The sequence below is a fragment of the Streptomyces sp. NPDC048436 genome (assembly GCF_043200355.1).
Lineage (GTDB): Bacteria > Actinomycetota > Actinomycetes > Streptomycetales > Streptomycetaceae > Streptomyces.
Genome location: NZ_JBICXP010000004.1, coordinates 450,135 through 462,831, shown reverse-complemented (window position 1 = coordinate 462,831; position 12,697 = coordinate 450,135). Strand labels below are relative to the sequence as shown.

Annotated in this window: 12 protein-coding genes; 7 read left to right on the top strand and 5 right to left on the bottom strand. The window is 69.5% G+C overall.

What is annotated here, in order from left to right:
* Positions 1-83: 83 nt before the first annotated feature.
* From ACGFX9_RS16980 to ACGFX9_RS16970, 3 genes are all read right to left on the bottom strand, one after another.
* Entirely contained in the window at positions 84-254 is a 171-nt protein-coding gene (locus ACGFX9_RS16980; protein WP_393471694.1) for a hypothetical protein, read from the bottom strand.
* A 112-nt stretch (positions 255-366) separates the two neighbouring features.
* Positions 367-591 (bottom strand): hypothetical protein, encoded by a 225-nt coding sequence (locus ACGFX9_RS16975; RefSeq protein WP_393471691.1) that lies wholly within the window; start codon positions 589-591, stop codon positions 367-369.
* Between the two features lie 84 nt (positions 592-675).
* Positions 676-1,536 carry an oxidoreductase gene (locus tag ACGFX9_RS16970; RefSeq protein WP_393472478.1) on the bottom strand — a complete coding sequence of 287 codons (861 nt, stop codon included), beginning with the start codon at positions 1,534-1,536 and terminating at the stop codon, positions 676-678.
* 76 nt (positions 1,537-1,612) lie between these two features.
* Here ACGFX9_RS16970 and ACGFX9_RS16965 point away from each other — a divergent pair, with 76 nt between their 5' ends.
* A complete protein-coding gene (locus ACGFX9_RS16965; RefSeq protein WP_393471688.1) occupies positions 1,613-2,284 on the top strand; it encodes a DNA-binding response regulator in 672 nt (223 codons plus the stop codon).
* Positions 2,285-2,329: 45 nt separating this feature from the next.
* Here the strand turns inward: ACGFX9_RS16965 and ACGFX9_RS16960 are convergent, their stop codons facing one another.
* Positions 2,330-4,045 (bottom strand): MFS transporter, encoded by a 1,716-nt coding sequence (locus ACGFX9_RS16960; protein WP_393471685.1) that lies wholly within the window; start codon positions 4,043-4,045, stop codon positions 2,330-2,332.
* Between the two features lie 149 nt (positions 4,046-4,194).
* Here ACGFX9_RS16960 and ACGFX9_RS16955 point away from each other — a divergent pair, with 149 nt between their 5' ends.
* Entirely contained in the window at positions 4,195-4,833 is a 639-nt protein-coding gene (locus tag ACGFX9_RS16955) for a TetR/AcrR family transcriptional regulator (protein ID WP_393471683.1), read from the top strand.
* Here the strand turns inward: ACGFX9_RS16955 and ACGFX9_RS16950 are convergent.
* The gene (locus ACGFX9_RS16950) at positions 4,830-6,227 is read right to left on the bottom strand and encodes a cation:dicarboxylate symporter family transporter (RefSeq protein WP_393472475.1); all 1,398 of its coding nucleotides are present in this window, start codon (positions 6,225-6,227) and stop codon (positions 4,830-4,832) included. The two genes, ACGFX9_RS16955 and ACGFX9_RS16950, sit on opposite strands and share 4 nt — an antisense overlap.
* Before the next feature lie 234 nt (positions 6,228-6,461).
* Between ACGFX9_RS16950 and ACGFX9_RS16945 the strand changes: the two genes are divergently transcribed.
* The 5 genes from ACGFX9_RS16945 to ACGFX9_RS16925 all read left to right on the top strand — a co-directional run bounded on the left by ACGFX9_RS16945 (position 6,462) and on the right by ACGFX9_RS16925 (position 12,643).
* The gene (locus ACGFX9_RS16945) at positions 6,462-8,435 is read left to right on the top strand and encodes an ATP-binding protein (RefSeq protein WP_393472473.1); all 1,974 of its coding nucleotides are present in this window, start codon (positions 6,462-6,464) and stop codon (positions 8,433-8,435) included.
* The gene (locus ACGFX9_RS16940; protein WP_393471680.1) at positions 8,432-9,118 is read left to right on the top strand and encodes a response regulator; all 687 of its coding nucleotides are present in this window, start codon (positions 8,432-8,434) and stop codon (positions 9,116-9,118) included. Before ACGFX9_RS16945 ends, ACGFX9_RS16940 begins: the two co-directional genes overlap by 4 nt.
* A gap of 187 nt (positions 9,119-9,305) precedes the next feature.
* Positions 9,306-10,667, top strand: coding sequence for an extracellular solute-binding protein (locus ACGFX9_RS16935; protein WP_393471677.1), 1,362 nt, complete (start codon positions 9,306-9,308; stop codon positions 10,665-10,667).
* 146 nt (positions 10,668-10,813) lie between these two features.
* Positions 10,814-11,767, top strand: a complete 954-nt coding sequence (locus tag ACGFX9_RS16930; RefSeq protein ID WP_393471674.1) for a carbohydrate ABC transporter permease — start codon at positions 10,814-10,816, stop codon at positions 11,765-11,767.
* A gap of 42 nt (positions 11,768-11,809) precedes the next feature.
* Positions 11,810-12,643 (top strand): carbohydrate ABC transporter permease, encoded by an 834-nt coding sequence (locus tag ACGFX9_RS16925; RefSeq protein ID WP_393472470.1) that lies wholly within the window; start codon positions 11,810-11,812, stop codon positions 12,641-12,643.
* Positions 12,644-12,697 lie beyond the last annotated feature (54 nt).

Genomic DNA, 12,697 nt, shown 5'->3' with positions numbered 1-12,697 from the left:
TGTTTCGGTGGCTGTTTCAGCGGCGCAACGCAGAAGTTACTGGCAGGTTTGAACAAGAGTCAACAGTTTGCGCACGCGTCCACCTAGTTGGCTGAACCCTCACCCGGCGCACTCAGCGCATGCCGCAGCCGCCCACAGAACTCCTCCACCGCACCAGGCTCCGGTGGCGCGCCCTCGGCGAACATCGCCATCTGCAGGGCGGGGCCGTACGCGCCGCCGTGGCGGTCGATGTCCCGCGTACGGGCGGGCTGCACGACGAAGTGGACGCCGTGCGCAGCAGAGTGCCGCCAGGCAGGGGAAGGGAGCCGTCCGCAAGGCCGCAAGCCGGACAGCCGCTTCCCTTCCCCGCAGCTCCCCCTGGGCGCACTATTCCGGCCGGTAGAACCGGAGTTCGCGGTTCACGAAGAGGTGGACGTATCCGCACCGGTAGCAGATCAACCCGGTGGCGGACTCGTTCGCCCACGCCAGGTTCATGAGCTCCATGCCGGAGCTGTTGAGCTTGACCTCGCGGTCGCGGAACAGATCCCCCTTGCAGACCTGGCAGTTGATCCACATGTCACCGATGGCAGCCCGCCTCGGCTTCGATCCCATGGTCCGGCCCCTTTCCCCGTTTCCACGCTTCCCCCGTGGTCGCGCTGTATTGAGGCTAAAGGATGGGCTTTCCCGGGGAGCGGCTCAGCCTCGCAGGTCGGACAGGTCCTCCTCGCTGAGGACGAGGTCTCCCGAGGCGACGTTCTCCTCCAGGTGGCCAAGAGAACCGGTGCCCGGAATCGCGAGTACCGACGGTGACACCGCGAGGAGCGCGGCGATCTGCACCTGCATGGTGCTCGCGCCCACGCGCGCCGCGACCCTGCCGAGCCGTTCGGCGTCCAGCGGGCTGCCGCCCCCGCCGAGCGGGAAGTACGGCACGTAAGCGATGCCCGCCTCCTCGCACTCCGCGAGCAGCCCCATGTCATCGGCGTACTGATTCTGCACGGCCGTGACGGGCGCGATCGCGCGGGCCTCGGCGAACTGGGCGGCGTCGACATTGCTGACGCCCAGGTGCCGGATCAGGCCCTGCGCCCGCAGCTCGGCCAGGACCGCGAACCGTTCGGCGATCGACTCGCCGCCCAGCCCAGTCATCCCGCCCACCCGCAGATAGACCAGGTCGAGCCGGTCGAGGCCGAGGGCGCGCAGATCCGTCTCGACCAGGCCGCGCAGCTGGTCAGGGGTCGCCTGCCCGCTCGGCACGCCGTTCGGGCCGGGCAGCGGCCCGACCTTCGTCGCGATCACCAAGTCGTCGCGGTAAGGCGTCAGCGCCCTACGGATCAGCTCGTTGGCCCGCACCGTGCCCCTGTTGTAGAAACCGGCGGTGTCGATGTGGTTCACGCCAAGGTCCATGGCGCGCCGGAGCACCGCGATGCCGGTCTCCGGGTCGCGCGTCGGGCCGTCGAACGTGCCCGCCGGCAGCCGCATCGCGCCGAAACCGAGCCGGTTGACGGTCAGATCTCCACCGAGGGAGAAGGTCTTGGTCGTCACAGGATTCGTGGAATTCATGGGAGTCATGGGCTTCATCGTGTCCGGCGGCGCGGAGCCCGGCTAGCTCCTGGCAGTTTGCTGCCAGACTGGCGGCGTGCGGAATGAACAGGTGTTCTCAGTCCAGGGAGACGCGGAGCTGGTCGCGCGCGCCGGTCACCTCTTCCGCTCCGCGTCCACCGAGTTCCTGTGCGCCGCCCGGGACCTCAGGACCTGGTCCCAGCCGGAGGCCAGGGCGTCGGTCCAGAACCGGGCGCGCGCCACGGACGCCCGCTCCCTGGGCTTCACCCCGCACAAGCTGCTCAGCCCGGTGGCGCTCGCCGACGAGGAGGCCCGCGCGCACCTGCGGGAGCTGCGGCGCAACGGAGCGCTCGTACGGATCAGCGGCTCACCTCTGCCGCACGAGACCATCCTCATCGACCGGCGGGTGATGATCCTGGCGGGCCAGGAGACCCCGGGCGGCCGTGAGTACACCGTGACGACGTCACAGGTACTGGTCGACGGCGTCCTCTCGCTGTTCTGGGCGCTCTGGAACAACTCCGCCGACTTCGAGACCTATCTGCGCAGGGATGTCCCCCACCTCGACACCGAAGGACAACTGATCCTCAAGGCCCTCGGCTCGGGACTCACCGACGCGTCTGCGGCCGGACGGCTCGGCGTCTCGCTGCGCACCTACCGGCGGCGCGTGGCCGAGCTGATGACGAAGCTCGAAGCGGACTCCCGCTTCCAGGCGGGGCTGCACGCGGGCGAACTGGGGCTGCCCCACTAGGGCCTGTGCGACTGGGCCCAGCGGGGCACTCCCCCAGCTTCCGTGTCAGCGGCGGGACCCGTCGGCGTACTCGGCACGGGGCGTTTCCCCGGCCTCGACCTCGGCCTCGGCGGACGGCTCCTCGGCCGCCGGTGACCCCGCCCGCTTCGGGTGCCCCGGCAGCAGCACCGCCACCACGACCGTCCCCACGCCCAGGATCAGCGCACCGACCAGGCTGGTGTGGGCCACCGCGTCGGAGAACGCCGAGCCCACCGCGTCCGCCATCTGGTGCGCGCCCCCGGCGAGTTCCTGCGCCTGCGCCTTGAGCTGCGCCGCCTCCTGGGGCGAGGACGCCGCCGCTGCCTTCTCGGAGAGGGCACGTGCCTGATCGCCGATCCCCTGGGCCACGACGTTGCCCGCGCCGACGGAGTCCTGCGCGGAATCCAGCGCGGAAGCGGGCAGCTTGCTGCCCTGTGTCGCGTCCGCCAGCTTCGACGAGTACGAGCCCGCGAGGACCGAGCCGAGGACCGCGATGCCCAGCGAGCCGCCCAGCTCCAGCGAGGTGTCGTTCACCGCGCCGCCGACCCCGAGTTCCGACTCGGGGAACGCGCCCATGATGACGTCCGTGCACGGCGAGACGGCGAAGCCGAGCGACAGGCCGAGGATGACCAGCGGCGCCACGAAGTCCGCGTACGTGGAGCCCGCCTCGATCTGCGTCAGGAGCGCAAGCGCCACCGTGCCGCCGACCATGCCGGCCACCACCATGATCTTGCCGCCGATGCGCGGCGTGAGGATGCCGGTGACCGCCGAGCCCACGAACACCGCGCCGGCCAGCGGCAGCATGCGGATGCCGGTCTCCAGCGGGTCGTACGCGAGGACGAACTGGAGGTGCTGGGTCAGGTAGTAGAAGGCCCCGAACACGGCCAGGAAGAAGAGCGCCACGGCCAGGTTCGAGCCCGCGAAGCCCCGCTGCGTGAACTTGCGTACGTCGAGGACCGGGCGCGGGTGCTTCAGCTCCCAGACGACGAAGACGATCAGGCCGAGCCCGGCCACCACCGCCGCGCTGATCGCCCGCACGCCCCACCCGAAGTGCGGGCCGTCGATGATCATGAAGATCAGGGAGCCCACCCAGACGACCGAGAGCAGGCCGCCCACGTAGTCGATCCGGCCGTGCTGCGCCGCCTTCGACGGCGGTACGAGGACGAACGCGCCGACGATCGCGAGCACCGCCACCGGGATGTTGATCAGGAACGTCGAGTGCCAGCCGTTGTCGCGAAGGAGCGCCCCCGCGATCAGCGGGCCCGCCGCGATCGCGATGCCGGAGGTGGCCGCCCAGATCGTGATCGCCTTGGCCCGTTCCGCGCGCGGGAAGGTCGCGGCGAGGAGGGACAGCGTCGCGGGCATGATCAGCGCCGCGCCCACGCCCATCACGGCGCGGACCACGATGACCGCCGCAGCACTGTCGACCAGCGAGCCCGCGGCGGCGCCGACGGACATGATCAGCAGCCCGAGTACCAGCGCGCCCCGGCGGCTGTACTTGTCGCCGATCGCGCCGAGCAGCAGCATCAGGGCGGCGTACGGGACGGTGTACGCGTCGATGACCCATTGCAGGTCGGAGCTTGAGAGACCGAGGTCCATGGTCATGTCGGGCGCGGCCACCGTCAGGGCGGTGTTCGCCATCACGGCGATCAGCAGGCTCAGGCAGAGCACGCCGAGGGCCCACCAGCGCCGGGCGTACGGCCGCTCCATCCGTTCGACCGGTTCCTTGATCAGCAGAGGCATCTGGATTCACCCATTCCGTCTTGCACACGTCTTACGCATGTCTTGCACATACCTGTGCAACTACACACCGTTGTGCAAGATACCCGATATTGCACAGCAGTGTGCAAGTGGGGTGGGCGGAGGCATCGGCGAATGGGCAGAATGGGGCCATGAACCCCCGCCCAGCGAGCAGCGTCAGAGCCGACGCCAACCGCCGCCGCATCCTCGACGTCGCCGTCACGGAGCTGCTGCGCGATCCCGACGCGTCCATGGATCAGATCGCGCGCTCCGCGGGTGTGGTGCGACGGACCGTGTACGGGCATTTCCCCAGCCGCGACGCCCTGGTCGAGGCCATCGTGGAGCGGGCCGTAGAGGCGGTGGAGTCCGCGCACGCGGCGGGCCGCGAGGGCATCGATGACCCCGCGGAGGCGGTGGCCAGCTCCCTGCTCGCCGTATGGGACGTCGCCGACCGCTACCGCCTGCTGCTGTCGCTCGCCCAGCGGAGCGTGACCCTGAGCGGCATCCGCGAACGGCTCGGCTGCGTCCACGAGGCCGGTCTTGAGATGTTCCAACGCGGCCTGGACGAGGGCACGTTCGTGTCGCCGCTGCCGACGCGGGCGCTGGGCTACGTGCTCGAAGGGGTCCTGTTCGGCGTGATGGAGGCCGTCAACGACGGTGTCGTACCCGCGGAAAAGGCGGGCAGGTCCACCGCGATCACGTTTCTGACCGCGGCGGGCCTGCCCGCCTCACAAGCCACCGAACTGGTGACGAAGGTCGCCGACAGAAGGGCGGCGACCGCCGACGGCTAAGCCGTCAGAGTCTTCTTCCCGCTGTCGGCCGGGCTGTCCGGCTGCGACGGGATCGCGTCCACCGCGTCCGGGTCCGCCTTCTCGGGCTCAGGAGCGTGGTCGTCAAGGAGCGTCTTCTCGTCGAACGGCAGCTTCCCGGCGAGCACCAGGTCGACCCGCTCCCGGTCGACCTCCTTGGTCCACGTACCGATCAGGAGGGTGGCCACCGCGTTGCCCGCGAAGTTGGTCAGGGCGCGGGCCTCGCTCATGAAGCGGTCGACGCCGATGATCAGGCCGACGCCGTCCACCAGACCCGGCTTGTGCGACTGGAGACCACTGGCCAGGACCGCGATGCCGGACCCTGAGACACCCGCGGCGCCCTTGGACGCGATCATCATGAACAGCAGCAGCGAGACCTGCTCACCGAGGCCGAGCGGCTGGTCCATCGCCTCGGCGATGAAGAGCGACGACATGGTCAGGTAGATCATCGTGCCGTCGAGGTTGAACGAGTAGCCCGTCGGGACCGTGATGCCGACGACCGGGCGGCTGACGCCCAGGTGCTCCATCTTCGCGATGAGCCGCGGAAGCGCGGACTCGGACGAGGAGGTGGAGAGGATCAGCAGGAACTCACGGCCCAGGTACTTCATGAGCTTGAAGAGGTTGACCCCGGTCACCAGGCGCAGCAGCGTACCGAGCACGATCACGATGAACAGCGCACAGGTGACGTAGAACCCGATCATGATCGTGGCCAGCGCCTTCAGGGCGTCCACGCCGGTCTCGCCGACCACCGCCGCCATCGCGCCGAACGCGCCGACCGGAGCGGCCCACATGATCATGCCGAGCACGCGGAAGACCAGCCGCTGGATGTGCCCGATGCCGCGCAGGATCGGCTCCCCGGAGCGGCCCATGGCCTGCAGCGCGAAGCCCACGAGCAGCGCGACGAGCAGCGTCTGCAACACCTCGCCCTGGGTGAAGGCGGAGACGAGGGTCTTCGGGATGATGCCGAGCGCGAAGTCGACGAGACCCTTGTTCGCCTCTTCGGCCGCGTCGTGACCCGCGCCCTTCTCGGAGTCGGAGATGTCCATGCCCGAGCCCGGGTGCAGGATGTTGCCGACCAGCAGGCCGATGGCCAGGGCGACCACCGACATCGCGACGAAGTAGCCGAGCGCGAGCCCGCCGACCTTGCCGACCTTGGCGGCCTTGCGGACCGAGCCGACGCCCAGAACGATCGTGCAGAAGATGATGGGCGAGATCATCATCTTGATCAGGTTCACGAAGCCGGTTCCGACCGGCTTGAGCTCCTTGGCGAAGTCGGGGAAGAGCAGGCCGACACCGATACCGACGACGACGGCGATGATGACGGCTATGTACAGATAGTGGGTGCGGTCCCGCTTGGCTGCGGGTACCGGAGCCACCTTGCTGTCGGCGGTGTCGGCCACGGGGGCCCTCCTTGAACGACTACGTCGGCGTTTTCGGCCAGTGCGTGCGGCTCACGTCCTGGGCAGGCGAATCCCGGTGACTATCTCTCGCCCTGTGAGGGCGGTCACCCTTACGTTCATTTAGTTCGCACTTATACGGCGAGGCAGACTTGCTGTATGTCCCTCGCCCGCCCGCCTCGCCCCCGCAGCCTCGCCGGGCAGCTCTTCGCGATGCAGATCGTGCTGGTCACCGTCGTGGTGGCCGGATGTGCACTGTTCACGTTCCTGAGCGACCGGCAGCAGGCCGAGGAGGGCGCGCGCCGCCAGGCGACGGCAGCGGCACGCGCGGTCGCGGACGCCCCTTCGGTACGCGAGGCCGTGCTCGGCGACGATCCGACGCGGACCCTCCAGCCGTACGCGAACGACGTGCGCCGGCACACGGGGGTCGACTTCGTCACGATCATGGACAGGAACGGCATCCGCTGGACGCACCCCGCCAAGGAGCAGATCGGCGAGCGCTTCCTCGGCCACACCGCGGCCGCGCTGCGGGGCAGGACGTTCACCGAGACGTACACGGGGACGCTCGGCCCGTCCGTGCGCGTGGTCACCCCGATCAGGGCCGCCGACGGCAGCGGGCGCATCACCGGCCTGGTCAGCGCGGGCATCACCATCGAGGAGATCAGCCAGAAGGCACGCGGCCAGCTGCTCGCCCTGCTCGGTGTCGCGGCGGGCGCGCTCGCGCTCGGCGGGCTCGGTACGTACGTCATCAACGCCCGCCTGCGCCGCCACACCCACGGCATGAACGCCGCCGAGCTGAGCCGCATGCACGACTATCACGAGGCGGCGCTGCACGCGGTGCGCGAGGGGCTGCTGATGCTGGACGGGCAGCGCAGGATCGCCCTGATCAACGACGGGGGGCGCGAGCTGCTCGGCGTATCGGGCGATCTGGTCGGGCGGAACGTCGCCGAGCTGGGCCTGCCCGCGCCGCTGACGGGCGCGCTGCTCGCGGCAGAGCCGCGGGTGGACGAACTGCACCTGACGGCGGACCGCGTGGTCGTGGTGAACACCTCCCCCGTATCGAGCGGTGAGCGCCGCGGCACAGTGGTGACGTTGCGCGACCACACCGAGCTCCAGGCCTTGACCGGCGAGCTGGACTCGGAGCGCGGCTTCACGCAGGCGCTGCGCTCGCAGGCCCACGAGGCGGCGAACCGCCTCCACACGGTGGTGTCCCTCATCGAGCTGGGCCGTGCCGACGAGGCGGTCGACTTCGCCACGGCCGAGCTTGAGCTGGCGCAGACGCTGACGGACCAGGTGGTCGCCGCGGTGAGCGAGCCGGTCCTCGCGGCCCTACTCCTGGGCAAGGCGGCCCAGGCCAACGAGCACGGCGTCGAGCTGGTCGTCTCCGCCGACAGCAGCATCGACGACGGCATGCTGCCCGCGGACCTGCCCGCGCGCGACCTGGTGACGGTCCTCGGCAACCTGATCGACAACGCGGTGGACGCGGCCCAGGGCTCCCCCGCGGCCCGCGTGACGGTGACCGCACGGGCGGACGAGGACGGGCTTACGCTGCGGGTGTCGGACACGGGGCCCGGCGTGGACCCGGCCCACATGGAGGCGGTCTTCGAGCGGGGCTGGTCGACGAAGGCGACGGCGGGGCGGGGCCTGGGCCTTGCCCTGGTCCACCAGACGGTGACGAAGCACGAGGGGACGCTGACCGTGCGGGACGCGCCGGAGGGGGGTGCGGAGTTCGAGGTGCGGTTGGCGGGTGCCGACACCTCCGGCGCCCCTGATGTGCCGGGTGGGTCGCCGGAGGCGACATCGGGCACCCCGCCGGTGCCGGACACGGCAAGCGGCGGCACCCCGCCCCCGGATGCGCGGACCGACTCCGAGGTGACGGACGCGGCACGCGAAAGCACCCGGCCGTCCTACGCACGAACCCCTACCTCTAAGGTGCCGAACGCGGGCGAAGGCGTCGCGGTACCGGACGCGCGAGCCCGTGCGTCCCAGGAGCCGGACACAGCAGGCGGCGACACCCCGGCGCAGGACCACCCGACAGACGGACCGGCGTCGGCCCCGGCGTCGGACCCGGCCTCGGACCCGACAGGCACCCCGGCGTCGGACCCGGCAGACGGAGCCGCCCCCGTGCCTGACGTGCGAGACGGAGGCACCCCCGTGCCTGACGTGCGAGACGGAGGCACCCAGTGACCGAACCCATCCGGGTCCTCGTCGTCGAAGACGACCCCGTGGCCGCGGACGCGCACGTCCTCTACGTGAACCGCATCCCCGGCTTCCAGGCCGTCGGCAAGGCGCACTCCGCCGCGGAGGCCCGCTTCGCCCTCGACCGGACCCAGGTCGACCTCCTCCTCCTGGACCTCCACCTCCCCGACGGCCACGGCCTCCAGCTCGCCCGCACCCTGCGGGCCGCGGGCCACCGCGCGGATGTCATCGCCGTCACCTCCGCCCGCGATCTCACCGTCGTACGCGAAGGCGTCTCCCTCGGCGTCGTCCAGTACGTACTGAAGCCGTTCACCTTCGCCACCCTCCGCGACCGCCTCACCCGGTACGCCGAATTCCGCACCGCCGCGGGCGAGGCCACCGGCCAGGACGAGGTGGACCGCGCGCTTGCCACCCTGCGTGCGCCGAGCCCCGCCGCCCTGCCCAAAGGGCTCAGCGGCCCCACCCTGGAACGCGTGACCCGCACCCTGCGCGACGCGCCTTCCGAGGGTGTCACCGCCGCCGCGGCCGCCGAGGCCGTGGGCATCTCCCGCATCACGGCACGCCGCTACCTGGAGCACCTGGTCACCACGGGGCGCGCCTCCCGCAACCCGCAGTACGGGCACGTCGGGCGGCCGGAGTATGTGTACCGCTGGCTGACGTCCACCGCGTAAGGCATCAAGTGCGTGCCTACGCACGCCGGTTACCGCCCCCGCACCGCCGCCAATAACAACGTTGTCACGTTGATGACAAGCGGCGACGCACGGGCATTGACCTTGCTCCGAACCCGCCCTTACGTTCACCGGGCAGCCCCGCGTTGCGCCCTGCGTGCCAACCGGCCGCGTCGGCCAGTAGGAGGTCGTGCCCGTGCGTCCCACCACCCCTCTGCTCCTCGCCACCGCCCTGGTCGCCGCCGGCACCCTCACCGCGTGCGGCGGGGACTCCGGCGACGACCCGGACACCGTGCGGGTGTCCTTCAAACAGTCCACGGACAACCAGATCAAGGTCATGGACACCTATCTGGCGGACATCAAGAAGCAGTTCGAGAAGGCGAACCCCGGCAAGAAGGTCAAGCTGGTGCCGATCAAGGCACCGGACTCCGAGTACTACACCAAGCTCCAGCAGATGATGCGCTCCCCGAAGACCGCGCCCGACCTGGTCTACGAGGACACCTTCCTCATCAACTCGGACATCACCAGCGGGTACTTGAAGCCGCTCGATCCCTACCTGGACAAGTGGAAGGACTGGGATCAGTTCATCGGCACGTCCAAGGCGGCGGCGAAGGCGGCGGACGGCAAGACGTACGGCGTTCCGGACGGCACCGACACCCGCGGCCTCTGGTTCAGCAAGGGCATCTTCAAGAAGGCCGGGCTGCCCGCGAACTGGCAGCCGAAGTCGTGGGACGACATCTTGGAGACGGCGCGGACCATCAAGAAGAAGGTCCCCGGCGTCACCCCCCTGAACGTCTACACGGGCAAGCCCGCGGGCGAGGCGGCGACCATGCAGGGCATGGAGATGCTCCTGTACGGCACGGGCGAGAACCCCATGTACGACCCGAAGTCGAAGAAGTGGGTCACGGGAAGCCAGGGTTTCAAGGACTCCCTGAAGTTCGTCGAGACCGTCTACAAGGAGAAGCTCGGCCCCGACGTATCCGACGCCCTCGACCCGAACTACGCGACCCGGGTCCGCGGTGAACTGCTCCCCGACGACAAGCTCGGCATCAACCTCGACGGCTCCTGGCTGCCGCAGGACTGGGGCAAGGGCGCGGGCCACGAGTGGCCGCAGTGGTCGAAGAAGCTGGGCCTTGCCCACATGCCGACCCAGAACGGCGAGGCGCCCGGCAAGGTGAGCATGTCCGGCGGCTGGACCTGGGCGATCCCGACCAAGGCCTCCAACCCGGACCTGGCGTTCAAGTTCATCGAGCAGATGCAGACCAAGGCCAACGCGCAGAAGTGGTACGTGGCGAACTCGGGCATCGCGGTCCGCAAGGACGTCGCGGCCGACCCGGAGTACCTCAAGGCCCAGCCCGGCCTGAAGTTCTTCACGGACCTGGTGCCCACGACGCACTATCGCCCCGCGTTCCCGGCGTACCCGAAGGTCTCCACGGCGGTGCAGGAGGCCATGGAGAAGGTCACGACGGGCGACGGGTCGGTGGACGAGGCGGCGAGCGGGTACGACGAAGAGGTCAAGGCGGCGGCGGACGGCAAGGTCATCGAGAAGTAGCGGGGGCGAGCTCGGCCGGTATGCCGGGGGCGCGGGTCACGTATCTCCGCGCCCCCGGCAGCCACTTGCCAGCAGTACTCCGTACGTCCGTACGCAAGGGAAATGGGTGCCCAGCGAGTGCGCGCCCAGAGAGTGAGTGCCAAGAGGTGACCACCGCATCCCCCGCCGGGCCCGGCGACATCGCCAAGACCGCACCGGGCCCCGGCTCCCCGCCCCCCGGTCCTCCGTCCCGCCGCAAGCGGACGGGCCGCGCCCTCACCCGCGCCCTGCCCGTCTCCCCCGCGGTCGTCCTCCTGCTCCTCTTCCTCGCGGGGCCCATCGGCTACTGCGCCTACATCGCCTTCACCGACCTCCAGCTCACCGGCCAGGCCGAGTCGAGCTTCGTCGGCTTCGACAACTTCCGTCAGGCGTTCGGTGACGAGGCGTTCCTCAACGCGGTCTGGCTGACGCTCGTCTTCACGGTCCTGTCGTCCCTGATCGGCCAGAACACCATCGGCCTCGCGCTCGCGTCCCTGATGCAGCGGGCATCCAAGCCGGTCCGCACGATCACCGGCGCGATCGTGATCACGGCATGGGTCCTTCCGGAGGTGGTGGCGGCCTTCCTCCTGTACGCGTTCTTCCGCCGCGAGGGCACGCTCAACGCGGTCCTGGACTTCCTCAACCTCCCCTCCCAGAACTGGATGTACACGCTGCCGATCCTGGCGGTGTCGTTCGCCAACGTGTGGCGGGGCACGGCCTTTTCGATGCTGGTCTACTCGGCGGCCCTGAACGAGATCCCCAAGGAGATCACCGAGGCGGCCGAGGTGGACGGCGCGGGCGGCTGGCGCCGCATGTGGCACATCACGCTGCCGATGATCCGCCGCTCCATCGGCACGAACCTGATGCTGAACACCCTGCAGACCCTCTCCGTCTTCGGCCTGATCTGGGTGATGACGCGGGGCGGCCCCGGCAACCGCAGCCAGACCCTCCCCCTGTTCATGTACGAACAGGCCTTCCAGAAGAGCATGATCGGCTACGGCACGGCGGTGGCGCTTCTGCTCCTGGTCGTCGGCTCACTCTTCTCCCTCGTCTACATGCGCCTGCTCCGCACGGAGGTCTGAGTGTCCGCCAACACCGTCAAATCACCCGTCAAGTCGCCCACCATGACGATGACTTCACGCCGTACGACGCGACGCCTCGCGGCGGACGTGGGCCTGCTCGTGGTGGCGGCGACGTTCGTCCTGCCGCTGGCGTGGGTGGTCCTGTCCTCGCTCGACACCAAGGCCGACCTCAAGGTGAAGGTCCCCGACGGGATCACCCTGGACAACTACGACGCGGTACTGACCCCCGAGATCACCTTCACCCCGCTCCTCAACAGCCTGCTGCTGTGCGGCGGCGGCACGCTCCTGACGGTGGTCTGCGCGGCCCTCGCCGCCTACCCGCTCTCCCGCTTCAAGTCGCGCCTGAACCGCCCCTTCATGCTGACGATCCTCTTCGCGACGAGCCTCCCGATCACGGCCATCATGGTCCCGGTGTACGCACTGTTCGTCCAGGTCAACCTGATCGACACGATGCAGGGCACGATCTTCTTCTTCGCCGCGTCCCAACTCCCCTTCGCCATCTGGCTGATGAAGAACTTCATGGACGGAGTACCGAAGGAACTGGAGGAGGCGGCATGGACGGACGGCGCCTCGCCGTTCCAGTCCCTGCTGCGCATCGTGCTCCCCCTGATGGGCCCGGGGGTGGCGGTGGTGACGGTCTTCTCCTTCGTCATGATGTGGGGCAACTTCTTCGTCCCGTTCATGCTGCTGCTCACCCCGGAGCAGATGCCGGCTTCGGTCAGCATCAACGACTTCTTCGGCAACAAGGGCACAGTGATCTACGGGCAGTTGGCGGCGTTCTCGATCATCTACTCGACGCCGGTGATCCTGCTGTACGTCCTCATCTCGCGCCGCCTCGGCGGGGGCTTCGCGCTGGGCGGCGCGGTCAAGGGGTGACCTGCCTCCTGGGTGCCCGGCCCGCTGGCTAGGATCACCGGGTCTGAGGAGGGC

Coding starts and splice junctions, on each gene's coding strand:
- ACGFX9_RS16970 (WP_393472478.1), bottom strand. CDS start 1,536: ATGAATTCCACGAATCCTGTGACGACCAAGACCTTCTCCCTCGGTGGA.
- ACGFX9_RS16945 (WP_393472473.1), top strand. CDS start 6,462: ATGCAGATCGTGCTGGTCACCGTCGTGGTGGCCGGATGTGCACTGTTC.
- ACGFX9_RS16975 (WP_393471691.1), bottom strand. CDS start 591: ATGGGATCGAAGCCGAGGCGGGCTGCCATCGGTGACATGTGGATCAAC.
- ACGFX9_RS16925 (WP_393472470.1), top strand. CDS start 11,810: ATGACGATGACTTCACGCCGTACGACGCGACGCCTCGCGGCGGACGTG.
- ACGFX9_RS16955 (WP_393471683.1), top strand. CDS start 4,195: ATGAACCCCCGCCCAGCGAGCAGCGTCAGAGCCGACGCCAACCGCCGC.
- ACGFX9_RS16960 (WP_393471685.1), bottom strand. CDS start 4,045: ATGCCTCTGCTGATCAAGGAACCGGTCGAACGGATGGAGCGGCCGTAC.